The organism is Achromobacter sp. ACM02 (assembly GCF_014851605.1).
GTDB lineage: Bacteria > Pseudomonadota > Gammaproteobacteria > Burkholderiales > Burkholderiaceae_B > Achromobacter > Achromobacter aegrifaciens.
Genome location: NZ_JACUZY010000006.1, coordinates 373,497 through 398,502, shown reverse-complemented (window position 1 = coordinate 398,502; position 25,006 = coordinate 373,497). Strand labels below are relative to the sequence as shown.

The window sequence follows — 25,006 nt, the reverse complement described above, 5'->3', positions numbered from 1 at the left end:
CGCGCGATGCTCGCAATGCGCGGCATCAACGCAGCCTCAGCGCGGCGCGGACCCCGCCGATCGACCGGGTTCGTTGCCGCGCCGGCAGGACGTCAGCGAATCAGCGTGCCGGCCAGTGCGGCGGCGACCAGCAGCGCGCCCAGCCAGAGGTTGGCGCGGAACAGCATGAAGTTGCGGTCGGGGCGCTGGATGTCGAAGACCTTCAACTGCCACGCCAGGTGCACGGCCACCGCCACCATGCCGACCTGATAGGCCCACGACAGGCCGATGGCGTAGCCGCCCCAGGCCCACAGCACGATGGTGGCCAGATAGAAGCCGCCGATCCAGAGCTTGCCCTGGTCGCCAAAGCGCATGGCGGTGGAATGCAGGCCCAGGCTGCGGTCGTCGCGCACGTCCACGTAGGCGTAGATGCTGTCGTAGCCCACCTGCCACAGCACGGCGCCCGCCCACATGGCGATGGCGGCCAGCGGCACGTGGTTCTGCGTATCCGACCAGGCCATCAGCATGCCCCAGTTGAAGCAGATGCCCAGCACCACTTGCGGCCAGTAGGTGACACGCTTGCACAGCGGGTAGATGAAGACGAAAGGCAGCACGGCCACGGCCAGCCAGCGGCTCATTTCGTTCAGGAAGAACAGCAGCGACCCGCAGACCAGCAATTGCCCGAGCAGGAACCAGACCGCGTTCTTCATCGTCAGCTGGCCGCTGGTCAGAGGGCGGAAACGCGTGCGCTCGACGTGCTTGTCGAAGTTGCGGTCGCACATGTCGTTGACGGTGCAGCCGATGCCGCGCATCAGCAGGGCGCCCAGCGAAAACACGATCAGCCGCTGCAGGTCCGGCAGGCCGCCCGCGGCCTGGATCAGCGCCGCAATGGCCGGCAGCAGGGTCAGCCAGGTGCCGATCGGGCGGTCCAGGCGGCACAGGCGGGCATAGGGCCGCCAGGACTTGGGCAGCCAGCGTTCGACCCAGTCGGTGAAAACGATGTCGCTGAGGTCGACGGGAGATTGTTGGGGGGCGCTCACTGTCACGGCGAAACGGAATGGGAAAACCAAGAGCATAAAACAACGGCGGCCGGACATCGCGCCCGGCCGCCGTTCATGTCCTACCCCCCCCCTTCGAGGCACCCGCGTCATATCGTCACTGTCGTGGCGAAAGCGGGGCCGCACGGATCCGGGCTCCGCCGGTCCGTAGCGGCGCCCCCCTGGGGGGGAAGCGCCACAGGCGCTTCGGGGGGGGACCTACTACACCTCGGCTTTTAGCAGCTTGCCGAGGATGGCGATGCCGCGGCGGATCTTGTCTTCCGGCACGGTGGCAAAGCTCAGGCGCAGCGTGTTGGTCTTGCCGGCGCCGCAATAGAACGGCGCGCCGGGCACGAACGCCACGTTTTGCGCGATGGCCTTTTCCAGCAGCTTGGTGCTGTCGATGTGCTCGGGCAACGTCAGCCAGATGAACATGCCGCCTTCCGGCTTGGTCCAGGTGACGGTGTCCGGGAATTCCTGCTTGATGGCATCCAGCATGCAGCTGCCCTGGGCGCGGTAGATCTCGCGGACGTTGGGCAGGTGCTCTTCCAGGAAGCCTTCCTTGACGATCTCGTACACGGCCATCTGCGTCAGCGTGGGCGTGTGCAGGTCGGTGGCCTGCTTGGCTTGCACCAGCTTGTTGATGAGCGGGCGTGCGGCGGCGATGTAGCCCAGGCGCAGGCCGGGGGCCAGCACCTTGGAGAACGTGCCCAGGCGCACGACGTTGGCGCCGTACTCGGCGGCCAGCGCGATCAGGCCCGGCTGCGGTTCGCCTGCGTAGCGCAGTTCGCCGTAGGGATCGTCCTCGACGATGGTCAGGTTCAGTTCCGCGGCGCGTTTGACCAGCGCGATGCGGCGTTCCAGGCTCAGCGTGCGGCCGGTGGGGTTCTGGAAGTTGGGCAGGGCGTACAGGAAGCGGGCGCCTTCGGCCAGTTCAGGCGTGATGGCTTCGGGGATCAGGCCGCCTTCGTCGGTGGGCACCGGCACGAAGTTGGGCTGGTACAGGCTGAACGATTGCAGCGCGCCCAGGTAACTGGGGTCTTCGACCAGCACCTTGCTGTCCTTGTCGATCAGCACCTTGCCCAGCAGGTCCAGCGCTTGCTGCGAACCCGACACGATCAGGATCTGGTCGGCGGCGACGCTGGCGCCGGCCTTGTTCAGGTCATCAGCAACCCATTGGCGCAGCGGCGCAAAACCTTCGGTGGGGCCGTACTGCAGCGCGGCGCGACCGTTGGTGGACAGTACCTTGTCGAATGCCGCGCGAACTACCTCTACCGGGAAGCCGCCGGGCGCCGGCAGGCCGCCAGCGAACGAGATGACTTCGGGGCGCTCGGTTACCTTGAGGATCTCGCGGATGGCGGAGCTGGTGAGTTGCTGGGCGCGTTCCGAAAAGGAAAACGCAGGTTCGAGAGGCTTGTCCATGGAGTGCTTCTTGATCAAGAAGGGTAGGAAAATACGGGCGGTTGATCCCTTGGGGTGGCCCGGCGGAAAAAACATTCGGCAAAAAACTATTGTCCCACACGGCAGCGGCCCGGCCCCCTTAATGGCGCCAAGCCCTAAAATCACCTGCATCGATAACCGCCTGTACAGTTACATTTCCCATGTTCGAAGCCGCTCCCATCGTCGCCGATTCCAAGGCCGCCCTGTATGCCGGACTGGTCGCCCAGGCCCGCGCCCTGCTCGAAGGCGAGCATGACCGCATCGCCAATGCCGCCAACCTGAGCGCGCTGGCCTATCAGGCCCTGCCTGACCTGAACTGGGCGGGCTTCTATTTCTACGACGGCACGGAACTGGTGCTGGGCCCCTTCCAGGGCAAGCCGGCTTGCGTGCGCATCCCGCTGAACCGCGGCGTGTGCGGCGCGGCCGCCAGCCAGCGCCAGACCCAACTGGTGCCCGACGTGCATGCTTTTCCCGACCACATCGCCTGCGATGCGGCCTCGCGTTCCGAGATCGTGGTGCCGCTGGTGCACCAGGGCCAGTTGATCGGCGTGTGGGACGTGGACAGCCCCGTGCCCGACCGCTTTGACGAAGACGACCGCCAGGGCATGGAAGCCCTGTGCGCGGTGTTCCTGGCCAGCCTGGGCTGAGACGCGGCGTTGACAGCGTTGCGGGCTCCCGGTAGATTCCCGCATCTGCGCTTGCAGACCACTGCATTCAATCCATACATGATTCATCAGGCCAACCAATCCGCTTTCCCGTTCCGCGCCCAGGGCGTGGTGCTGGTTTGCGCCGGCCTGAAATCCAAAAAACAGCCGCTCATCTGACCGGAGCATGCTGTTCCGTCAGATGGGCGACGGAACAGCGGCCTCCTGGCGGCGCTTGGCGCCGTCCGCGCATCCCCTGACATCCCGAGCACTTCTGTACGGTCCCCAACCACGGTCCGCTTACACCGAAGGAGTGTTCTCATGCAATCTCATCATCAATCTCCGATCCAGGGCGTCTGGGTGCCGCTGGTCACGCCGTTTGCCGGCGGCGCCGTGGATGGCGGGGCCTTGCGCCGGCTGGTGCGCCACTATGCCGCCGCGGGCGTGGACGGGCTGGTCGTGTGCGGCAGCACCGGCGAGGCCGCATCGCTGGATGACGCCGAGCAACTGGCGGTGCTGGACGCCGTGCTGACCGAAGCGGGCCGGCTGCCCGTCATCATGGGCCTGGCGGGCAACCACCACGGACACGTGATGCAGCGCCTGGCCGCCTTCGGCACGCGTCCGCTGGCCGGCATCCTGGCGCCCGCGCCGTATTACGTGCGGCCCGGCCAGGAAGGCGCCGCCGCCTATTTCCGCTGCCTGGCCGATGCCTCGCGCTTCCCCCTGGTGCTCTACGACATTCCCTACCGCACCGGCACGACGCTGGACACAGCGACCCTGCTGGCGCTGGCCGCGCACCCGAACATCGCGGCGATCAAGGACTGCGGCGGTTCGCTGGAAAAGACCATCGCGCTGATCGCCGACGGCAACATGCACGTGCTGGCAGGCGAGGACCTGCAGGCGCTGTCCGTGATGAGCCTGGGGGGCTCGGGCATGATCGCGGCCGCCGCGCATATCCGCCCCGATCTGTTCGTGGCCATGCATCAGGCGGTGAAGGCGCAGCAGCTGGACTTGGCCAGGAAGCTGTTCCACGCGCTGGTCCCCATCATCCAGCTGACGTTCGCCGAGCCCAATCCCGGCCCCCTGAAGGCGCAGCTGGGACGGCAGGGCCTGCTGAGCGAGGAGCTGCGCATGCCCATGCCGTCCGCCAGCGCGGGCTTGGCCGCGCGCATGGACGCCGCCGTGGCGGGGCTGAACCGGCAATATCCCTGCCAGTAGCCCGAACTTGGTGAGCAGTCCGCCAGCTTTGTGGCCTTCGGATTCATTTTGTAATAAATGTCCTACCGGGAAGCTGACGGATTGCTTATCATGCGCCCATTCTTCGGGTGAAACAGAACGTTCATGGCCCAAGCTTTTGTAGCCTTGTCCGCCTGGCAAGTCATGCTGGCGGGCCTGCTTTTCTTCGGCGGCATCTATCTGGTCTTCGGTGCGGCCACCTGGCTGCTGACGCACCACATCCTGCCGGCGCTGGGCATCGGACGCCCGCTGGATCCGCGTCCGCTGGCGCCGGGGCAACTGCGGCGCGAGTTCGCGCAATCCGGCCTGTCCATCCTGCTGTTCGGCACCGGAATGATTTTTCCGTGGGGCCTGTTGCAGCTGGGCTGGGCGCACCTGGATCCGGATGCCAGCTGGCAAAAGATCACTGTCGAAATCCTGGTGCTGGTGGCCTGGAACGACGTGCATTTCTGGATCAACCACCGCCTGCTGCACACCAAGCTGCTGCGCCGCTTCCACTTGCCGCATCACCGTTCGGTCGTGACCACGCCGTTCTCGACCTATAGCTTTCATCCCATCGAGGCGCTGATGCTGGGCAACGTGATCATGCTGCCCATGGTGCTGCATGACTTCAGCTTCTGGTCGCTGGCGTCGGTGCCGCTGTTCAGCCTGTTCTTCAACTGCATCGGCCACGCCAACTACGACTTCTTCCCCAATGTGTCCTACGCGCATTGGTTCGCCGCCAGCCGCCGCCATCATCTGCACCACGCCTGCTACAACGGCAATTACGGCTTCCAGTTCACCTTCATGGACCGCCTGTTCCGCACCCGCCTGAAGGCCGAGGCGGCGCAGTCCCAGCTGAATGCTTTCCGGCAACGAGAATCGCTTGGCGGGCGCGCTTAAGCGGCAGCGCCGGCTGCCGTCGCTGCGCAACCGGCGCGACTGGCAAAGCCTGGCCTATCTGGGCGCATTGCCCGCGCTGGCGACCTGGCAATGGGTGCACGGGTTCTGGTGGCCGCTGTACGGCCTGATGCTGTTCCTGACCCTGGGCGTGGGCGTCATCCATCACAACCACACGCATATCCGCATGTGGCGGGGACGCTGGACCAACCGCGCCACCGATTTCTGGATCACGCTGCTGCAGGGCCATCCGACCTTCGTGTTCTATCCGGCGCACGTGGCCAATCACCACCGCTACAAGCACGGCGCGCGCGACGTGGCGCGCACCTACCGCTTCGGCGGCGACACCAACCATCTGTGGGGCTACCTGATCCATCCCTTGCAGGCCGGCTGGGTGCTGTACCCGCTGTTCTTCGCCTGGCTGGGCCGCCTGCGCCGCCACTGGCCGGGCGCCTGGCGCTATTGCATGGCGCAGTACGGCGTGTGGCTGGGCCTGTGGGGCGGACTGCTGGCCGTGAATCCCATGAAAGCGCTGGTGTTCGTCATCGTGCCGCAGCTGCACGGCCTGCACTGGCTGCTGGCCACCAACTATCTGCAGCATGCCCATGCCGACGGCGGCCCCCGGGCCGTCGCGGGCCTGAACTATGCGCGCAATTTCGAAGGGCTGGTCAATCCGCTGCTCTTCAACATCGGCCTGCATACCGCGCACCACGAGCACCCGCGGGCGCACTGGTCCGAACTGGAGCGCCTGCATCGCGAGCAATACCGCAGCCGCGTGAATCCGGCGTTGAACGAGCCCGGCCTCACGCCCTACATGTTCCGCGTGTTCGTGCTGGGCGCCTTCCTGCCGCGCTTTCGCAGCCGTTCATGCATGGCGCCCGAGCACATCCGCTAGCGCCACACACCCTATATCCACCAGAGGCCTCTCATGCCCATCGCGTTTCATCGTGTCTATCTGGAAAGCGCCGGCTATTTCATGCCGGGCGAACCCGTGTCCAACGATGCCATGGACAGCTACATCGCGCCGCTGAACCGCATGTCCAGCCGCATCAAGAGCCGCATCCTGGCCGAGAACGGCATCAAGCAGCGCTACTACGCGATCGACCAGGAAGGCGCCACGGTGTTCAGCAACGCGCAACTGGCGGCCAATGCCATCCGCGATTGCCTGCGGCGCAACGACAGCGACCTGTCCGCGGTGTCGCTGCTGGCCAGCGGCTCGTCGGGCGGGGACGCGCTGATGCCGGGCTTCTCCAACATGATCCAGGGCGAGCTGGCCGCGCATCCGATGGAAACCCTGTCGGTGCACGGCATCTGCGCCGCGGGCGTATCGGCCATCCAGACGGCCGCGCAGGGCGTGGAGCTGGGCGGCCATGCCAGCGCCCTGGCCGTGGCCAGCGAGCTGCCGTCGCGGCTGTTCAAGCGTTCGCGCTTCGCGGCGCGCGGCTACGACGCCGACTTCGACGCGCATTTCCTGCGCTGGATGCTGTCCGACGGCGCGGGAGCGGTGCTGCTGGGCAATAGTGGCCGGCCCCTGCCGGGCGCTTCGCAGGGCGTGCGCCTGCGCTTGAAGTGGGTGCACCAGCGCTCGTTCTCGGGCGACTATCCGGTGTGCATGCAGCTGGGCCTGTCGGCCGACCGCGCTCGCGGCCATCTGGACTATCCGTCCTGGAACGAGGCCGAGGCCGACGGTGCGCTGTCGCTGCGCCAGGACATCCGCCTGCTGCCGCACCTGTTCGACATCGGCATCCATGAATACGCCAAGCTGGTGCGCGACGGCTGGGTGGATCCGGATCAGGTCGACCACTTCCTGTGCCACTACTCATCGGAGAAGTTCATTCCGGTGGTGGAAGACCTGATGGAGAAGGCCGGCCTGGTGATCCCGCGCGAGCGCTGGTTCAGCAACCTGGCGTGGCGCGGCAATACCGGCGCGGCGTCCATCCTGATCATGCTGGCGGAGTTCCTGGAAACGCGCGAAGTGAAACCGGGCGAGCAGATCTTCTGCTACATCCCGGAATCAGGCCGTTTCATGGCCGCCTACATGCTGCTGGAGGCCGAGGCCGTCCACGCCCCGCAAGTCGCCGCGGGCGCGCCGGCCGCGGCTGCGCCGCGCGAGGACGCGAACAGCGATGACGCTGCCGCCATCGCGCCGCCGCATGACCCGGACATGGCGCCCCAGGGCCTGGGCCAGCTGCTGACCGAATTGGCCGCAATCTGGCACGACTACCGCTCGCGCGTGTGGCGCACGCCGGTGGTGCGGCGCCTGCGCAACCGCCAATTCCAGACGGCCGACTACCTGAACTGGATGGAGAACTGGATTCCGCAGGTGCGCGAAGGCAGCAAGTGGATGCGCGAAGGCGCGGCCTCGCTGACGGAGCAATACGCGCCGCTTGCGGCGTTGATCGACACGCATGCGGGCGAAGAGCAGAACGACTTCCAGATCCTGTTCCAGGACTATCGCACCGCGGGCGGCGAGGTCGCCGACATTGACGCCCTGCGCCGCAATCCCGGCGGCGAAGCGCTCAACGCCTATCTGCACGGCCTGGCCGCCACGCGCGACCCCATCGGCCTGCTGGGCGCCATCTACATCATCGAAGGCACGGGCCAGCGCATCGTGCCGGCGCTGCTGCCGCTGCTCAAGGCCAGCCTGAAACTGCCGCCGGACGCCTTCCGCTTCCTGGAGTATCACGGTCACAACGACGAGCATCACCTGGCGCGCTGGCTGTCGGCGGTGGAACTGGCGCTGGATTGCGATGAGGACGGCCGCGCCGAGCAGCGCATCGTCGACACGGCGCGCCGCACGGCCGCGCTTTACCTGATGCAGTTCCACCACGTGATGGAAGGCGAGGCGTGATGAGCAAAGAACCCGAATTCCTCGCCAAGCCGCACGATCCCGCCGATCCCTGCCCCTGGCTTGCGCTCTACCTGGACCGCAGCACGCCCTTGCCGGACAAGGTGAAGAAGGCCTGGCTGACGGATTCCAGCTGCGCTTCGCGCCAATACCTGCTGCCGTTCCTGCGGCCGTTGGCGCGCGCCTTCATCATCCTGATCCAGGTCATCAAGACCTTCCTGCCGCGCCGCTGGTCGCATTCGAAGCTGCTGCACCGCATCCTGGCGTGGGGCTTGAAGCGCTTCGTGTCGCCGGAGGCCAACTGGCTGATCCTGCGCCACTTCCACCTGGGCGCGCAGATTCTGTCGTTCATCGCCGCCAACTCGCCGGTGCCGGTCACGACCACGCCGCTGGAGCCGCGCGATATCGATGACCTGAAGGACGAACTCTTCGTCAAGCATGACCTGAACCTGTTCAACTTCGTCATCCGCCTGAACCAGGCGCTGCGCGATGCGGGCGTGGAAATGCATGCGCCGCAGCGGGTCGATTTTTCGATGATCCGTGATCCCGATCTGCGGCTCGAAGACATGCCGCAGGGCAAGCTGAATTTCCTGGACCTGCAAAGCGCCATCGAGCTTTTCACGCCGCTATATCAGCTGATGCTGACCGACAATGACTTCTGGCGCGCGGCCAATTCGCTGCAGCTGGACGAGACCATCGGCATCTATGCGGCCAAGCTGCTGGGCGCGCCGCAGCACCTGATCCTGGTCAACAACAACCATCCGCTGGTGCCGATGTCGACCCTGCGCGCGGGCTACCGGCTGGTGCTGCACGGGCTGTCCACCGAGATGCTGCACAGCCTGCTGATGGAAATGAAAGAGGCGCAGCAAGGCGGGGAGCCGCCCGCGCCGATCGCCTGAGTCCTTACCGCTTTTCGGCGTATACGCCGAAGCGTTGCAGCTGGGCTTCGCTGTTGCCGATTTCGCGCAGGCTCTCCTCGCCGCTGTGCGCCACCAGCATGGCGGCCAGCGTCTGCGCGATGGACAGCGCAGGCACCACCGAGGGGAACAGCGAGGGCGTGTCGTTGGCCACCAGCAGCAGCGCCTTGGCGCCCGGGGCGATCGGCGACACTGCGCTGTCCGTGACCGCCACCACGCCGGCGCCGCGCTCACGCGCGAATTCCACGGCCGTGACTGCCGCCTGCGCGTAAGGCGCCTGGCTGAAGGCGACCAGCGCGTCATCCGGTCCGATGCGGCGCAACTCATCGGCCAAGGTGCCGCCGACGCCGCTGAGCAAGGTCACCTTGTCCAGGAACATGCCGCAGGCATAGCTGAAGTGATAGGCGGCTGGATACAGGCTGCGCAGGCCGATGACATAGATGCGGCGCGCGCCCGCCAGCAGGCCATGCGCGGCCTTCAGCGCGGGCAGGGCGGCGGGACCCAGGCTGCTGCCCAGGTTGCGCACTTCGGCGTCGAGGATGTCGGCGACCAGTCCCGCGTCTGCGTCGTGCTGCGGACGCTTGCGCAGCGCGGTGGCGCGGCCCGCGAAGCTGGACCCGCCTTCGGCCAGCCAGTCGCGGTAGGGCTGGCGGAACGCTTCGTAGGTATCGAAACCCAGCTGCCGCGCCAGACGTAGCATGACGCCGGCCTGCACGCCGGCATGGCCGGCCGCGGCGCGCATCGACTCCAGGGCGATGTCCTTGGGATGATCGATCGCATAGCGGGCCGCCTGCCGCAGCTTGGGCGGCAGGGCGGAAAAATGGGCTTCGATCAGTTTGTCGATGGCGGCTTTATCCATCTGCGCTCCGGGTAAGGTGCCGCGTATTATGGCGCATCGTCCGCCAGCGCCAGGTCGATGGCGCTGGCCAGCGCGTCCACCGCGAAGGCCAGTTCATCGGCCGTGCTGAGGTAGGGCGGCGCCAGCAGCACGTGGTCGCCAAGCTTGCCGTCTATGGTGCCGCCGCCCGGATAGCACAGCAGGCCCAGTTCGCGCGCCTGCGTCTTGATGCGCGCATGCAGGCGGCGCTGCGGCGCGAACGCGCGCAGGCTGCCGGGATCCTCGGCCAGCTCCACGCTCCAGAACATGCCCCGGCCGCGGATGTCGGCGACGTGCGGGTGTCGTTCCAGGCGCGCTGCCAGCATGGCGCCGAACTGCGCGCCCATGTCGGCGACGCGCGCCACCAGCTTGTCGCGCAGCACGATGCGCTGCACTGCCAGCGCCGCGGCGCAAGCCACCGGATGGCCGACGTAGGTGTAGCCGTGCTGGAACGAGCCAGAGCCCGCGTTGATGGCGCCGATGACGCTGTCGTGCGCCAGCACCGCGCCGATAGGCACATAACCGCCGCCCAGACCCTTGGCCAGCGTCAGCAGATCCGGCACCACGCCTTCCTGCTCGAAGGCGTGATAACTGCCGGTGCGGCCCAGCCCGCACATGACCTCGTCCAGGATCAAGAGCACGCCATGGCGGTCGCATACCTGGCGGATCTTGCGAAAGTAGCCCGGTACCGGCGCGACCGTTCCCGCAGTGGCGCCGACCACGGTTTCCGCGATGAAGGCGGATACCGTGGTCGGACCCAGCCGCAGGATCTCTGCGTCCAGTTCCGCCGCCAGGCGGTCGGTGTATTGCTCGTCGCTTTCCCCGGCTTCGCGGTAGTGCAGGGCAAAGCAGGGCGAGACGTGATGGCTTTCGATCAACACGGGCTGGTACAGCGCGCGGCGGCCGGCGTTGCCGCCCACCGACAAGGCCGCCAACGTGTTGCCGTGATAGCTCTGGCGCCGTGCGATGTAGCGGTAGCGCCCGGGCTCGCCGCGCTCGACGTGGTACTGGCGCGCCATCTTCAGGGCGGTCTCGACCGCTTCCGAACCGCCCGAAACGAAGTAGGCGTTGCCCAGGCCCGCCGGGCTGTTGGCCGCCAGGAGATCGGCCAGTTCTTCGGCGGCCGGGGTGGTGAAGAAGCTGGTGTGCGCGTATTCCAGCGCGTCGAGCTGCGCGACGGCCGCGGCGCGCACTTCGGGGTGAGCGTGTCCCAGGCACGAGACCGCCGCGCCGCCCGAGGCGTCGAAGTAGCGTCGGCCTTCCTGGTCGACGATGAAGCTGCCTTCGCCCTTGATGGCGATGGGCAGGGGGCTGGAGTTGCGATGGATGATGCGGCTCATGGCGTCGTGAGTGGTGTGGTTTGTCAAATAAAACACATGGTATATTTGTTGTAAAAATAAACCAAACGGTTTTATTGCCACGTAGGCCGTTGCATCGTCATCATTCGCTCAAGGGGGCGTCATGAAGTTTTCCCATCTGTTGCGTCGTTGGACTTTCGGGATTGCGGCGGCTGCCGCGTTGGGCGCGGCTGCTCCGGCCAGCGCCGCCTGGCCGGAGCAGCCGGTGCGCCTGGTGGTGCCGTTCGCCGCTGGCGGCACGACCGACTTGCTGGGCCGCCTGATGGCCGAAGGCCTGGGCGCGGAACTCGGCCAGTCCGTGGTGGTGGTCAACAAGGCCGGCGCGGGCGGCAGCCTGGGCGCGTCCGAGGTGGCGCATGCACAGCCGGACGGCTATACCTTGCTGCTGGGCACGCCCGGCACGCAGATCATCAACGCCTACGTCTACAAGAAGATCGGCTACGACCCGGCCAAGGACTTCGCGCCGGTTGCCTACGTGGCGCAGGTGCCCAACGTGGTGCTGACGCATCCCGGCTCTGGCCTGAAGAACATGGACGACCTGCTGCGTACCGCGCGCGCCGAGCCCGGCCGCCTGAACTGGGGATCGCCCGGCGTGGGCAGCTCGGGCCATCTGGCGCTGGAGATGATCAAGCGCATGGGCAAGGTGGACATCCGCCATGTGCCGTACAAGGGCGCCAGCCAGGCCAACAATGACCTGCTGGGGGGCCAGATCGACCTGTCGGCCGACAACCTGCCCACCGCCTTGCCGCTGATCAAGGCGGGCAAGCTGGTGGCGCTGGGCGTGACCTCGGCCCAACCAGTGGCCGCCGCGCCGGGCGTGGCCGCCATTGCGCAGTCCGTGCCGGGATTCGAGCTGACTTCGTGGTTCGTGGTGATGGCGCCGGCCGGCACGCCGCAGCCCGTCATCGACAAACTGAACGCCGCCGCCCAGCGGGTGCTGGATGCGCCCGCCACGCGCGAACGGTTGGCCGCCTTGGCCGCGCAGCCCATGGGCGGCACGCCGCAAGCCTTGGCGCAGCATCTGCAGACGGAGCGCGAGAAGTACCGCGTCCTGATCGAAGGCACCGACATCCGTCCGGAATAAGCGGGGAAAAGCATGGGCAAGCGCACGAAGAAAAGGCTGGCGGTGGCGCGCTTCTGGTACGAAGGCAACGCCTTCTGTCCGGCGCCCTGCACCATGGCGGATTTCGAACGACGCGAATGGCGCAAGGGCGGCGACGCCCTGGCCGCCGCCGCCGGCACGGCCACCGAACTGGGCGAAGTGGCCGAGTTCGCCCGCGCGCATCCGGACTGGGAGGTCGTGGCCTTGCGCTGCGCGTCCGCTCTGCCTGGCGGGCCGATAGACGACGCCGTGCACCGTGCCTTTACCGAAGAGGTGCTGGCCGGACTGGCCGCGGACGAGGATGGCTGGGACGCCGTCTACCTGTCGCTGCATGGCGCCGCCATCACCGACCTGCGCCAGACACCCGATCTGGATTTCGTGCGGGCCGTGCGGGCCTTGTTGCCCGACGTGCCCCTGGGCGCGAGCTTCGACCTGCACGCCAACCTGGCCCCTGAGCTGGGCGGCCTGCTGGACTGCGCCAGCGGCTACAAGACCTATCCCCACATAGACATGCGCGAGGCGGCGAGCCGGGTGCTCGACATGTTGCTGCGCACGCAGGCCGGCACGCTGTCGCCGCGGGTGCTGGTGGCCAAGCCGGACCTGCTGTTGTCCAGCTTCAACATGCGCACCGATGCCGGGCCCATGCGCGAATTGCAGGATCTCGCGGCAGTCCAGTGCGGCGAGGGCGTGGTCGAAGTCTCGGTGTTTGGCGGCTTTCCGTATGCGGACACCGTCGATACCGGGGCATCGGTGTTGGTGGTGGCCGACATGACTCGCGATGCCGCCGGCGCGCGGGCGCAGGCCGTGGCCGAAACCATGAAGGCGGCGATGCGGCGTCTGGAGCCCGCGTTTGCGGTCACCTTGCCGACGCCGCAACAGGGATTGGCGCAAGCCGTGGAAGCGGCGCGCGCGGGCGGCCTGGTGGCCGTCACCGACCCGGGCGACAACCCCTTGTCGGGAGGCGTGTGCGACACGCCGGCGCTGTTCCGCGCCTTGCTGGATGCGTCGATCGATCTGCCTTGCGTGTTCGCCAGTTTCGCGGATCCGGAGGCAGTGCAGCGCGCGCTCGAAGCGGGCTTGGGCGGCGACTGCGAACTGGAACTGGGCGGCCGCGTGAGCCGCGATTTCGGCGCGCCGGTGCGCGCGGCGTTCCGGGTCGAACGCTACACCGATGGCGAATTCAGCAATACGGGTCCGATGGAAACGGGCGTGCGCACGAGCTGCGGCCGCACCGCGCTGCTGTCGCTGCGCGACAGGCCCAATGTGCAGGTCATCGTCACCGAGCTGGTGGCGCCGGCCAACGATCCAGGCTTCTTCACCTTGCATGGCCTCGATCTCGATCAGGTGCGGCTGCTGTGCGTGAAGGCCAAGAACCACTTCCGAGCGGCCTTTCTGCCGCTGTGCGCTGCGATCATCGACGTCGACGCGCCCGGCCCCGCGGCGCTGGACCTGCGGCTGCTGCCGTTCCGGCATGCGCGCAGGACGCATTGACCAGCGCGCAATACCTGCGGGAATAGCGGCGCGGACATGCGCGCCTTGGTGTTGACCCTGCGTTACACGGCAAGGGCCTTGCGCTATATTGCGACCCTTGTCCCGCAGGCCCGCCGGGCGGCGTCCGCGCTGTCGTATCCCTCTTCCGGAAGTCGTTTACATGCCCCAGACACTTGAAGTCATCGCCACCCTCCTGTTCGCCGTGGCGGTTCTTCATACCTTCTCGGTTCCGTTCTTCGCGCGGCTCGCGCATCGTGGCGGACCGCATGCGGGCTTCTGGCATCTGTTCTCCGAAGTCGAGGCCGTGTTCGGCGTCTGGGCCTTCGTGCTGATCGTGGCGATGGCGGCGCTGGCCGGCCCCTCTCATGCCATCGAGTACATGGACACGCGCAACTTCACCGAGCCGCTGTTCGTCTTCGTGATCATGGTGGTGGCGGCCAGCCGGCCTATATTGGAACTGGTGGGGACGCTGGTGCGCCTGGTGGCGCGCGTGCTGCCGCTGCCGCGCGAACTCGCCACTTTCTTTGTCGTGATGTCGCTGGTGCCGTTGGGCGGCTCCTTCATCACCGAACCCGCCGCGATGACGCTGGCTGCCATTCTGTTGCGCGACGCCTATTTCCGCAGCAGCGGGCGCGCGGGCTTCAAATACCTGACGCTGGGCGTGCTGTTCGTCAACGTCTCCATCGGCGGCGTGCTGACTTCCTATGCCGCGCCGCCCGTGCTGATGGTGGCCTCCACCTTCGGCTGGGACTCCACCTTCATGGTGCAGCATTTCGGCTGGCGCGCCGCGATTGCCGTCTGCCTGAATGCGGCGCTGTTGACCTTCATCTGCCGCAAGGCGCTGCTGGAGCGCTCGGTGGGCACGGGCGGCGGCGTCGACGCGCCCGAAGGCGGCGATGCGCGCGGGCCGGTGCCGCTGCTGGTCATGCTGGTGCACCTGGTCTTCCTGGTCGCCGTGGTGCTCAGCGCGCATCATCCGGCTATCTTCCTGGGCCTGTTGATGATGTTCATCGGCTTTGCCGAAGCCTACAAGCGCCACCAGAGCCGCCTGATGATCAAGGAAGGCCTGATGGTCGGCTTCTTCCTGGCCGGGCTGGTGGTGCTGGGCGGCCTGCAGAAGTGGTGGCTGCAGGACCTGCTGGGCGGGCTTGAACCTTTCGTGCTGTTCTGGGGCGCTACCGCGCTCACCGCCATCACCGACAACGCCGCGCTGACCTACCTGGGTTCGCTGGTCGAAGGCACCAGCGAGGCCTGGCGCTACATGCTGGTGGCCGGCGCGGTCACGGGCGGCGGGCTGACGGTGATCGCCAATGCGCCCAACCCGGCTGGCTTCGCCATCCTGAAGAACCACTTCCCGGACGGCAGCATTTCGTCGGGGCGGCTGTTCCTGTCGGCCCTGGCGCCGACCCTGGTGGCGGCGGTCATGTTCCTGCTTCCTGTCTAGGGAGACGGCCCTCGGGATGCCCCTGAGGCGCCGCCCAAGGCGGGCCGCCGGGGCCGGACACCGGCCGTTCACGAAAAACCGCTAAAATTCAAGACTTTCCCGTATTTTTTCCGGCCTCGCCCACCCGCCGCTTCCGTTCGGAGCAGGTCTTGCGACCCGATCCGGCCCCGGACATTGCGTCCGGCGACAGCGGCTCTTGATATGCCGGGCCCGCGCCTGGGAGCCCTAGATGCCCATTTACGCTTACAAGTGCAGCGCCTGCGGCCATGCCAAAGACGTCTTGCAGAAGATTTCCGATGCGCCGCTTTCGGTTTGCCCCGAATGTGGCGAAAGCACGTTCTCCAAGCAGGTGACCGCGGCTGGGTTCCAGCTCAAGGGCTCCGGCTGGTATGTCACGGACTTCCGCGGCAACGGCAGCGGCGGTTCGGCCTCGGCCAGCACGCCGGCCCCGGCTGAAAGCGCCGCGCCCGCAGCCGCAGCCGCGCCCGCAGCTCCGGCCGCCCCGGCGACGCCTGCAGCCGGTAGCGCCGCCTCCTAGAGCACACGCGATGCGTATGCGCGTCATCAAGAAGTACTTCATCACCGGCCTGCTGATCTGGGTTCCCCTGGTCATCACGGTGTGGGTGCTGGGCTTGCTGGTCGCGACCCTCGAAGGGTTCGTGCCCGGCTTCCTGTCGTCCGAATCGCTGTTCGGCATCGACATCCCCGGCTTCCGCTTCGTCCTGGTCATCGTGGTGGTGCTTCTGACGGGCGTATTCGCCGCCAACCTGATCGGCCGCACCATGGTGGACCAGTGGGAAAACCTGCTGGGACGCATACCGCTGGTGCGTTCGATCTACAACTCGGTCAAGCAGGTCAGCGATACCGTGCTTGCTCCGAATGGTCAGGCGTTCCGCCGCGCGGTGCTGGTGCAGTATCCGCGCGCCGGCAGCTGGACCATCGCTTTCGTTACCGGCACGCCCAGCGGCGAAGTGGCCGACCGGCTTCCCGGCGATCACATCAGCGTGTACGTGCCGACCACGCCGAATCCCACGTCCGGCTTTTTCCTGATGGTTCCGCGCGCTGACGTCATGGATCTTCAGATGAGCGTGGACGCGGCATTGAAGTACATCGTTTCCATGGGCGTGGTCGCCCCGGTCCAGGCGGCGACGCCCGCGGACCGGCCGGCCGCGCCCGTCCCGGCTCCCGGCGTGCAAGACACGCCTCGCGCCGATTCGTAACCCTTACGCTATAACCAAGCACATAAACGGAGTCCCCCGCATGCGTACCTGCTACACCGGCCAGGTTTGCCGTGACCATCTCGGCCAGACCGTCACCCTGTACGGCTGGGTGAACCGCCGCCGCGACCACGGCGGGGTCATCTTCATCGACCTGCGCGACCGCGCGGGCCTGGCGCAGATCGTGTTCGATCCGGACAATGCCGCCTTCGCCACCGCGGAGCGCCTGCGCAACGAATTCTGCATCCGCGTCACCGGCCTGGTGCGCGAGCGTCCGGCGGGCACTGCCAACGCCGAGCTGGCTTCGGGCGAAATCGAAGTGCTCTGCAAGGAAGTCGAGATCCTGAACGCGTCGGTCACGCCGCCGTTCCAACTGGACGACGACAACCTCTCGGAAACGACGCGCCTCACGCACCGCGTGCTGGACCTGCGCCGTCCGCAGATGCAGCGCAACCTGATGCTGCGCTACCGCGTGTCCATCGAAGTGCGCAAGTTCCTGGACCAGCTGGGCTTCATCGACATCGAAACCCCGATGCTGACCAAGAGCACGCCCGAAGGCGCGCGCGACTACCTGGTGCCTTCGCGCGTCAACGCCGGCCACTTCTTCGCGCTGCCGCAATCGCCGCAGCTGTTCAAGCAGATGCTGATGGTGTCCGGTTTCGACCGCTACTACCAGATCACCAAGTGCTTCCGCGACGAAGACCTGCGCGCCGACCGCCAGCCCGAATTCACCCAGATCGACTGCGAAACCTCGTTCCTGAACGAGTTCGAGATCCGTGAAATCTTCGAGAACATGATTCGCCACGTGTTCAAGGTGGTGCAGGACGTCGATCTGCCGACGCCGTTCCCGATCATGACCTGGACCGAAGCCATGCGCCGCTACGGCTCGGACAAGCCGGACCTGCGCGTGAACCTCGAATTCACCGACATGACCGACGTCATGCGCGACGTGGACTTCAAGGTGTTCGCCGCCGCCGCCACGGCGCCCGGCAGCCGCGTGGTCGCCTTGCGCGTGCCGGGCGGCGCCGAGATGTCGCGCAGCGAGATCGACGGCTACACCCAGTTCGTCGGCATCTACGGCGCCAAGGGCCTGGCCTACATCAAGGTCAACGAAGTGGCCAAGGGCCGCGACGGCCTGCAATCGCCCATCGTCAAGAACCTGCATGACGCTGCCCTGGCCGAACTGGTCAAGCGCACCGGCGCGCAGGACGGCGACATCATTTTCTTCGGCGCTGACCGTGAAAAGGTCGTCAACGACGCCATCGGCGCGCTGCGCGTGAAGATCGGCCACAGCGAATTCGGCAAGAAGACCGGCCTGTCCACCGCCGGCTGGAAGCCGCTGTGGGTTGTCGACTTCCCGATGTTCGAATACGACGAGGAAGACGGCCGCTACACCGCCGCCCACCACCCCTTCACCAGCCCGAAGGACGGCCACGAGGACTTCCTGGAATCCGATCCCAGCAAGGCTTTCGCCAAGGCCTACGACATGGTGCTGAACGGTTGGGAAATCGGCGGCGGCTCGGTCCGTATCCACCGCGAGGAAGTGCAGAGCAAGGTGTTCCGCGCGCTCAAGATCGGCGCCGAGGAAGCCCGCGAGAAGTTCGGCTTCCTGCTCGACGCGCTGCAATACGGCGCGCCTCCGCATGGTGGCATCGCTTTCGGCCTGGATCGCATCGTCACGATGATGACTGGCGCCGAATCGATCCGCGACGTGATCGCCTTCCCGAAGACCCAGCGCGCCCAGTGTCTGCTGACGCAAGCGCCGTCCGAGGTCGACGAGAAGCAATTGCGCGAACTGCACATCCGTCTGCGCAACGTAGAAACGAAGTGACCCCCCCCCGAAGCGCCGTAGGCGCTTCCCCCCCAGGGGGGCGCCGCTACGGACCGGCGGAGCCGGATCCGTGCGGCCCCGATTGTGGGGCGCTGTTTGCTAGCAGCGCTCCTGCCTCGAATGAGCAGGAGCCGTTGCTTGCATGGACCGGGTGCTCGCGGCGACGGTGGGAACGGTCTTCTGAATTGGAGTAATCTGGCAAACGCCGCCTGAAGTGGCGGTGCTGGCCGGGCTTTTTTGCGGCCGGCGGTTCCTCAGTTTTGAAAGGCGCCATTTTCCATGTCGCTCATCCGCGTCGTCAGCTACAACATACATAAGGGCCGCTCGGCATTGGGCCGGCGCGACTCCCTGAACGAATTGCGTCTGGGCCTGTATGGCCTGCGTCCGGATCTGGTCTTCCTACAGGAAGTCCAGGGCCGCAATGAGCAGAAATCCCTGCTCGACGCACAGCACGAATCGCTTGCCGCCGCCTTGCGGCTGGATGTGGCCTACGGCCGCAATGCCATCCGCCATGAGACGGACCACGGCAACGCGCTGTTGTCGCGTTTCCCTATCCTCGACCACGAAAACCAGGACATCTCCGACCATCGGCTGGAGCAGCGCGGACTGCTGCACGCGCGCATCGAACTCGACGGGCGCGCGGTGCATTGCTTCGTCGTGCACCTGGGCTTGTTCGCCGGCAGCCGCAGCCGCCAGATCCTGGCGCTGACCGAGCGCATCCGCCGCATGGTGCCGGACGGTGAGCCGATCCTCATCGCGGGTGATTTCAACGATTGGGGCGACCGTCTGGCGCCCCTGTTCGTGCAGCAGCTGGGCCTGTATGAAGTGTTCTCGCATGCCCCGCGCAGCCATGGCGGCGAATTGCCGCGCCTGCGCGACTCCGTCAAACGGCTGAGCAACGCGCTGCGCGGGCTGCCCAATAGCGGCGTGTCCGTCATGGAACGCACCAATCAACTCGGCATGGATGGCAATTCGCGCCTGCTGCTGCCGCCGCCCCGCACCTTCCCCGCGGTGTTCCCCTGGTTCCGTCTGGACCGCATCTACCAGCGCGGCTTTGCCGTGCGCAGCGCGCGCGTGCTGCGCGGCCGCGAATGGGCCAGGCTTTCCGATCATTCCCCCTTGCTGGCCGAGCTGGAACTGCCGTGAGGGCAGAGCAGTCCAAGCTGGACTGGACGGTGGGCAACGATATCCGGTTGCTCCAGAACGGCTCCGACTTCTTTCCGGCGCTGTGCGCAGCCATCGACGCCGCCCAGGTCAGCGTGCACCTGGAAACCTACATCTTCACCCCGGACCGCACCGGTTCCCAGGTGTTGGACTGCCTGGAGGCGGCCGTGCGGCGCGGAGTCAAGGTGCGCGTGGTGCTCGACGGTTTCGGCAGCGCAGAGTTCGTCGATCCCTTGCGTACGCGCCTGACCAACGCCGGCGCGCAGTGCCGCATCTTCCGTCCCGAGCCGCGCTGGTTCGCGCGCTACATTCCGTCGCGCAGCCGGCTGCGCCGCCTGCACCGAAAGGTCACTGTGGTCGACGGGCGCATCGCCTTCATCGGCGGCATCAACATCATCGACGACTACGATGACCGCGATCCGACGGACGGCATCACCGGGCCGCGCTTCGATTTCGCCGTGCAGGTGCAGGGGCCGCTGGTCACGGAGGCTGCCTATGCCCAGGAACTGCTGTGGGTGCGGCTGAACTGGGCGCGCCTGCGCCGTCATCCGCGCGACTGGAACCGCATGCGGCTGCTCAAGCCGCGCCACGCTTCCGTGGCGCCCTGTGGCGACCTGCGCGCCGCGCTGGTGCTGCGCGACAACCTGCGCTTTCGCCAGACCTTCGAGCGCGCCTATCTATACGGTATCGCGCATGCGCGCCGCGACATCCTGATCGCCAACGCCTACTTCTTCCCCGGCCGCCAGTTCCGCCGCGCGCTGGCCAAGGCTGCGGCGCGCGGCGTGCGCGTGCGCCTCTTGCTGCAGGGCAAGATCGAGTACCGCATGCAGTACCACGCCACGCGCTCGCTGTATGACCAGCTGCTGCGCGACGGCATCGAGATCTACGAATACATGCCGAGCTACCTGCACGCCAAGGTGGCGGTCATCGACAACGTGGCGACGGTGGGCTCGTCCAACCTCGACCCCTTCAGCCTGCTGCTGGCGCGCGAAGCCAACGTGGTGGTGGACGACCAGCCATTCTCGTGGGACCTGCAGGAACGGCTGGAGACCGCCATCCGGGAGGGCGGGCGCTTCATCCGGCCGCTGGAGTATCAGCGCCGGGGATGGCTGCGGCGCTGGGTCGACGCGGTGTCCTACACGTTGCTGCGCATAGGGGTGGCGCTGATGGGGACGTCGGACAAGTACTGAGCGCGGGTGTTCAGGCGCGCCGCTTCAGCAAGCCCAGCGCCAGCGCCGTGCCGACCAGGATAATGGCCGCGCCTGCCGCGATCGACGGCGTGATGCTCTCGTCCAGGAACCACGATCCCCACAGCACGCCGAAGATCGGCACCAGGAAGGTGACGCTGACGGCGCCGGTGGGGCCGACATTGGCGATCAGACGGAAGAAAATGATGTACGCCGCGCCCGTGCACAGCACCGCCAGCAGGATGGTGGCGATCCAGGCCTGCATGGACGCTGGTGCTTCGGGCCAGTGCGTGACCGCAAGCGGCAGCAGCACCAGCGTCGCGCCTATCATGCTGCCGGTGGCGTTGGCCAGGGCATCCACGCCTGTCAGGAAACGCTTGGTCCAGTTTGCTGCAATGCCATAGAACACCGGCGCCGACACTGCGGCCAGGACCGCTGGTCCGGTACCGCCATCGCTGAAGTTCAGCTTGTCCCACACCAGCACGACGATGCCGACCACGCCTATCATCAGCCCCAGGGAGCGCGTCCAGGCGAGCTTGTCCTTCAGCCACAGCCAGCCGATGACCGCGCCCCATACCGGCGTCACGGCATTGGCTACCGACAGGAAGCCTGCGCCCAGCGATTGCGCTGCATAGGCGAACAGCAGGAACGGCACGGCCGCGTTCAGCACGCCCACCATCAGCAAGGCTTTCCAGTGCCGGGCGATGACGGGCAGCTTGCCGCGCCACAGCGCGGCGGGCAGCAGGACCAGCGCGGCCAGCCCTACGCGCAGCTCGATCAGTGCAATCGGTCCGAATTCCGGCACCGCCAGGCGCATGAACAGAAAGGAGCCGCCCCAAACGGCGGCCAGGAGCAGCAGATCCAGCAAATTGCGTTGACGCATGTTCAGTCCCGCGAGGGGCTCATTTGCGGTTTGTGGCCAGGTTCTTCATCTTGACCCGGTAGGCCAGCAGGGCGCAGGTCAGCGACAGGACGATACACAGCACCAGACCCGCGCGCACTCCGTTTAGTACTGTGCTATGGGAAATGATGATGCCGACCACGGCAGTCCCCAGCGCGCTGCCGATGGCGCGCGTGGTCTGGACCAGGGCGGAGGCCACGCCCACGTCGCGCCGCTCGCTCAGCATCTGCATGAACAGAGTCAGGTTCGGAAGCAGGAAGCCCAGCGCACAGCCGTTGACAAAGAAGGCGGCCAGGATCCACCAGGCCGAGGTCCCCGGCGAGATCAGCAGCACCATCAGCGAACCAGCTGCCAGCAGGCAGCCGCCGAACACCATCAGGCGCTGCGGTTCGGTCTGCTTGGGGAACAGGCGGCCGTTGATGATGCTGCCCACCGAAATCGCGGCAACCAGCGGCGTGAGCAGCAGCCCAGCCTCGCTGGGGGTGTAGTTCAGTACCTGTTGCAAGAGCAGCGGGCTGTAGAAGATCAGCACGAACATGACCGCGCCCACCATCATCGCCGCCAGGTTCAGCAGGCGGGATTCCGCGCCGCCGAGCACGCGCAGCGGAAAGATGGGTGAGCTTACGCGCCGTTCCGTGGGAATCAGGATGGCGATAGCCGCCACACCCACCACCGCCAGGCCCAAGCCCAGCATGGGGTGGGCATGGTCGCCGCTGGCAAACGCCAGTTCCAGCGCGGCCAGCGGCGCGCCCACCGCCAGTACCAGCAGGATGGCGCCCAGCCAGTCGATCTTGCGGCTGCCGTCGTGGATGGGGCGGATGCGGGGAAAGTAGCGGGCCAGCAGGAAAAACGCACCCGCGGCCGCGATCGGCGCAATGAAGAAGGCCGCGCGCCAGCCCAGCGCCTGCGTCGCGGCCCCGCCCAGAACCGGCCCGATGCCGCTGGCCATGGCGAACGCCGCTGACACCAGCGCCATCCAGCGCACCCGCTGCTTGGCATCGGGGAACAGGTCAGCCGGCGCGGCGAATGCGGTCGCGATCATCATCCCGCCGCCTATGCCCTGTAGCGACCGGAAAATGATCAGCTGCATCATGCTTTGCGACAGGCCACAGGCGATAGAGCCCAGTGCCACGATCAGCACCGACAGCAACATCAGGGGCTTGCGGCCAAACATGTCGCCCAGCCGCCCGAATATCAGGATGGACGCCGCGGTGGCCAGCAGATAGCCCGTTCCCACCCAAGCGTAGAGCGCCATGCCGTTCAGCGCCTCGGCCACGCGCGGCAGCGTGGTGCTGATAATGGTGGAATCCAGCGCGGCCAGGACTACCGTCGCCGAAACCCCCGCCATGCCCATCAGCAGGTCGCGTCGTGTATGGGCGGGGGCGGTTGGGGGCGGTGATTCGGGCGGCGGCGTCATGCCGCAGAGCATATCACCCGCGCGTCAGGGATTTCACTTATAGAAGGTGTGATAACCCCAGAAAACCGCGATGACCAGCACCACCATGATCCAAGACCAACGCGAATTGGACAGCCCGCGCGGCTCTGGTTCGGGGGGAGGGGGTGGCGGCGCGAGGCGGGGCTGGGCGGCCATGTAGTCGATGAAGGTGGCGAAGAACTTCTCGATGATCTTCTCGCCGGCCTTCAGCACCAGCCCCTCGCCGCATTCGGCCAGCTTGCCTCCGGTCATCCCCGCGACCGTGTAGGCCACGCGGGTACCCTGGTCCTTGGTGCTGAGATTGATCTGGGCGGTGCCGATGGCCAGACAAGCCGCACGGCCCTTGCCTTCGAACACCAGGGTGCAACTGTCGGGGGCATTGACGTCCGAGAGCAGGATCTCGCCGTCATAGTCCGTGTCCAGGCCGGCAATCTTGGCCCGCAGCGTGACCGCGTACTCCGTGTCGCTGCGCTTGTCGACAGCGATGCATCCGGGGATACATCGCTGTAAAACGGCCGGATCCGTCAGAGCGTCCCAAGTCTGGTGCTGGGTTGAAGGAATCCACTGGGCATCTGCAATGCGCATGATTGTCTCCTTGGAAGAGCCTTACATGCCCATTGTGATACTGCTTTGGCCGTTTGGCTACCGCCCGGAGTCGCCGTCTTCGGAGAACTCTCCTTTAGTCCCGGGAGTGCAAAGGGCCGTCAGCCAGGCAAGCAGCGCGACGTACAGGCTGATGGTGCGCATGCCGCGGTACATCAGTTCGGTCAGTCCGAAAATGGTGAAGCCCAAGGTAAGCGCCAAGCCCATTGCTGCTGCAACCCTGATCTCGGTGGGGTAACGGTTGTGGAAGCGCTTGGCGAATGCAACCGCTGGCACGGCGTACACCGCAAGCAAGGCCACGCCACCCAGCAAGCCGAAACTGGTCAACATATACAGCATGTCGTTGTGCGGTTCGCCGAAATCGGCGGCGACGAAAGGCGCGACAATGCCTTCAGCGACGCGGGCGTGCAACTCGTCTGGGAATCGGTTCGTGGCTCCCAGTCCGAACCACGGATGCTTTTCGACCATATCCACCGAAGCTCGCCAGAGCTGTAGACGGATACAGACGGAGGTCTCTGCGATGCGATTGGTGGTTGTGCATTCCCGCACTTCCTCGAATCCTTGGTCTACTCGCTCGCGCAATGCCTGGCTAGTGGAACCGAGAGCAACCAGTGCGGCAACGCCCAGGACCGCCACCATTGCCAGCTTGATGGGGTGGCGGAACTTGCCCAAGAGCAACAATCCAATCGCAAAGAAGATGGGCAGCGCCATCCAGCCCGTGCGGGTCTCGGTCAGGATAAAAGCTCCAAACACGATGACGCCCGTTAGCACCTTCAGCGCGCGTTCCGCGCGCGGGTAGCGAGTAAGTTGCCACCGAATGCTGTAGACGATAAAGACGACAGCGAGCAGCATCAGATTGCCGTAGCCTACAGCGTTGTATTCAGGTGTATTGGGACGTTGGAACTTGGGCAGAACAAGCCAGATCACGATCGACGCCGAAGCCCAGCCTGCGAGGATGAATCCCCAGACAGACTGCCGGAGCATCTTGCGGTCGATGGCCAGAAAGGCGCCCAGCAGGATCGGGAATGCGATGGCGAACCGAGCCCCTCTTTCCAGGGATGGACCATGGACAGCACCATTGGCCAGTTGGGATAAAACAACGGCGACCAACGGAAGAAATGTTGCGATAATTAAGGGTTGATGCCGACAGAGCGAGCTGATCGTCACCCGCCATCCGCCTTGGCGTGTGAAACATTTGATGAGGCAACAGGCCAAAAGCAGGTAAAAAACGCCACTGCCGCCACCCGTTGTGAGATTTGAGAGTGGAAGTAACGCAACAAGACAGACTAGAGCGAAATCCATGCGATATGGCATAAAGAGAATTGAAAATTACGGAATGATGCGAGCCACATCGAGGCGGTAACGCTTTCAATATTGTGCTTTAAATGGCTCCAAGAGACAATAGCGCCGACTGAT

At 66.1% G+C, this 25,006-nt stretch carries 22 protein-coding genes; 14 read left to right on the top strand and 8 right to left on the bottom strand.

Annotated features, from left to right (window positions below; genetic code table 11):
* Positions 1–92: 92 nt before the first annotated feature.
* The gene (ubiA, locus tag IB258_RS21090) at positions 93–1,019 is read right to left on the bottom strand and encodes a 4-hydroxybenzoate octaprenyltransferase (RefSeq protein WP_054457303.1); all 927 of its coding nucleotides are present in this window, start codon (positions 1,017–1,019) and stop codon (positions 93–95) included.
* Positions 1,020–1,238: 219 nt separating this feature from the next.
* Complete coding sequence (locus tag IB258_RS21085; protein WP_119451792.1) at positions 1,239–2,438, bottom strand: PLP-dependent aminotransferase family protein; 1,200 nt, start codon at positions 2,436–2,438, stop codon at positions 1,239–1,241.
* 179 nt (positions 2,439–2,617) lie between these two features.
* On the opposite strand from IB258_RS21085, the gene IB258_RS21080 reads away from it, so the two are divergent.
* The 6 genes from IB258_RS21080 to IB258_RS21055 all read left to right on the top strand — a co-directional run bounded on the left by IB258_RS21080 (position 2,618) and on the right by IB258_RS21055 (position 8,962).
* Positions 2,618–3,103 carry a GAF domain-containing protein gene (locus IB258_RS21080; RefSeq protein WP_192353158.1) on the top strand — a complete coding sequence of 162 codons (486 nt, stop codon included), beginning with the start codon at positions 2,618–2,620 and terminating at the stop codon, positions 3,101–3,103.
* 318 nt (positions 3,104–3,421) lie between these two features.
* Positions 3,422–4,318 (top strand): 4-hydroxy-tetrahydrodipicolinate synthase, encoded by an 897-nt coding sequence (gene dapA / locus IB258_RS21075; RefSeq protein ID WP_054457147.1) that lies wholly within the window; start codon positions 3,422–3,424, stop codon positions 4,316–4,318.
* Between the two features lie 123 nt (positions 4,319–4,441).
* Positions 4,442–5,218, top strand: a complete 777-nt coding sequence (locus IB258_RS21070) for a sterol desaturase family protein (protein WP_054457145.1) — start codon at positions 4,442–4,444, stop codon at positions 5,216–5,218.
* The gene (locus IB258_RS21065) at positions 5,178–6,110 is read left to right on the top strand and encodes a fatty acid desaturase (protein WP_225590468.1); all 933 of its coding nucleotides are present in this window, start codon (positions 5,178–5,180) and stop codon (positions 6,108–6,110) included. Before IB258_RS21070 ends, IB258_RS21065 begins: the two co-directional genes overlap by 41 nt.
* Positions 6,111–6,143: 33 nt before the next feature.
* Entirely contained in the window at positions 6,144–8,066 is a 1,923-nt protein-coding gene (locus IB258_RS21060; RefSeq protein ID WP_054457141.1) for a StlD/DarB family beta-ketosynthase, read from the top strand.
* On the top strand, positions 8,066–8,962 hold the full coding sequence (locus IB258_RS21055; RefSeq protein ID WP_192353157.1) for a hypothetical protein: 897 nt from the start codon (positions 8,066–8,068) through the stop codon (positions 8,960–8,962). The genes IB258_RS21060 and IB258_RS21055 overlap by 1 nt, the downstream gene beginning before the upstream one ends.
* A gap of 4 nt (positions 8,963–8,966) precedes the next feature.
* On the opposite strand, the gene IB258_RS21050 is transcribed toward IB258_RS21055, so the two are convergent.
* Both IB258_RS21050 and IB258_RS21045 read right to left on the bottom strand, forming a co-directional pair.
* Positions 8,967–9,839, bottom strand: coding sequence for a MurR/RpiR family transcriptional regulator (locus IB258_RS21050; protein ID WP_192353156.1), 873 nt, complete (start codon positions 9,837–9,839; stop codon positions 8,967–8,969).
* Between the two features lie 26 nt (positions 9,840–9,865).
* Positions 9,866–11,197: an aspartate aminotransferase family protein gene (locus IB258_RS21045; RefSeq protein ID WP_192353181.1), complete on the bottom strand. Its 1,332-nt coding sequence runs from the start codon at positions 11,195–11,197 to the stop codon at positions 9,866–9,868.
* Between the two features lie 121 nt (positions 11,198–11,318).
* On the opposite strand from IB258_RS21045, the gene IB258_RS21040 reads away from it, so the two are divergent.
* The 8 genes from IB258_RS21040 (at position 11,319) to clsB (ending at position 20,654) form a co-directional block, all read left to right on the top strand.
* Positions 11,319–12,299 (top strand): tripartite tricarboxylate transporter substrate binding protein, encoded by a 981-nt coding sequence (locus IB258_RS21040; RefSeq protein WP_054457135.1) that lies wholly within the window; start codon positions 11,319–11,321, stop codon positions 12,297–12,299.
* Positions 12,300–12,311: 12 nt separating this feature from the next.
* Positions 12,312–13,808, top strand: a complete 1,497-nt coding sequence (locus IB258_RS21035; protein WP_192353155.1) for a M81 family metallopeptidase — start codon at positions 12,312–12,314, stop codon at positions 13,806–13,808.
* 160 nt (positions 13,809–13,968) lie between these two features.
* A complete protein-coding gene (locus tag IB258_RS21030) occupies positions 13,969–15,252 on the top strand; it encodes a putative Na+/H+ antiporter (RefSeq protein ID WP_054457131.1) in 1,284 nt (427 codons plus the stop codon).
* 229 nt (positions 15,253–15,481) lie between these two features.
* On the top strand, positions 15,482–15,790 hold the full coding sequence (locus tag IB258_RS21025; protein WP_054457129.1) for an FmdB family zinc ribbon protein: 309 nt from the start codon (positions 15,482–15,484) through the stop codon (positions 15,788–15,790).
* Between the two features lie 16 nt (positions 15,791–15,806).
* The gene (locus IB258_RS21020) at positions 15,807–16,472 is read left to right on the top strand and encodes a DUF502 domain-containing protein (RefSeq protein ID WP_054457127.1); all 666 of its coding nucleotides are present in this window, start codon (positions 15,807–15,809) and stop codon (positions 16,470–16,472) included.
* A 40-nt stretch (positions 16,473–16,512) separates the two neighbouring features.
* The gene (gene aspS, locus IB258_RS21015; RefSeq protein ID WP_054457125.1) at positions 16,513–18,300 is read left to right on the top strand and encodes an aspartate--tRNA ligase; all 1,788 of its coding nucleotides are present in this window, start codon (positions 16,513–16,515) and stop codon (positions 18,298–18,300) included.
* 279 nt (positions 18,301–18,579) lie between these two features.
* Entirely contained in the window at positions 18,580–19,446 is an 867-nt protein-coding gene (locus IB258_RS21010) for an endonuclease/exonuclease/phosphatase family protein (protein ID WP_054457124.1), read from the top strand.
* On the top strand, positions 19,443–20,654 hold the full coding sequence (gene clsB / locus IB258_RS21005; protein ID WP_192353154.1) for a cardiolipin synthase ClsB: 1,212 nt from the start codon (positions 19,443–19,445) through the stop codon (positions 20,652–20,654). Before IB258_RS21010 ends, clsB begins: the two co-directional genes overlap by 4 nt.
* 10 nt (positions 20,655–20,664) lie before the next feature.
* Here the strand turns inward: clsB and IB258_RS21000 are convergent, their stop codons facing one another.
* From IB258_RS21000 to IB258_RS20985, 4 genes are all read right to left on the bottom strand, one after another.
* On the bottom strand, positions 20,665–21,534 hold the full coding sequence (locus IB258_RS21000; RefSeq protein WP_054457120.1) for a DMT family transporter: 870 nt from the start codon (positions 21,532–21,534) through the stop codon (positions 20,665–20,667).
* 19 nt (positions 21,535–21,553) lie between these two features.
* Positions 21,554–22,906 carry an MFS transporter gene (locus IB258_RS20995; protein ID WP_054457118.1) on the bottom strand — a complete coding sequence of 451 codons (1,353 nt, stop codon included), beginning with the start codon at positions 22,904–22,906 and terminating at the stop codon, positions 21,554–21,556.
* Between the two features lie 96 nt (positions 22,907–23,002).
* Entirely contained in the window at positions 23,003–23,572 is a 570-nt protein-coding gene (locus tag IB258_RS20990; protein WP_054457116.1) for a carbon monoxide dehydrogenase subunit G, read from the bottom strand.
* A 57-nt stretch (positions 23,573–23,629) separates the two neighbouring features.
* The gene (locus IB258_RS20985) at positions 23,630–24,892 is read right to left on the bottom strand and encodes an O-antigen ligase (RefSeq protein ID WP_192353153.1); all 1,263 of its coding nucleotides are present in this window, start codon (positions 24,890–24,892) and stop codon (positions 23,630–23,632) included.
* Positions 24,893–25,006 lie beyond the last annotated feature (114 nt).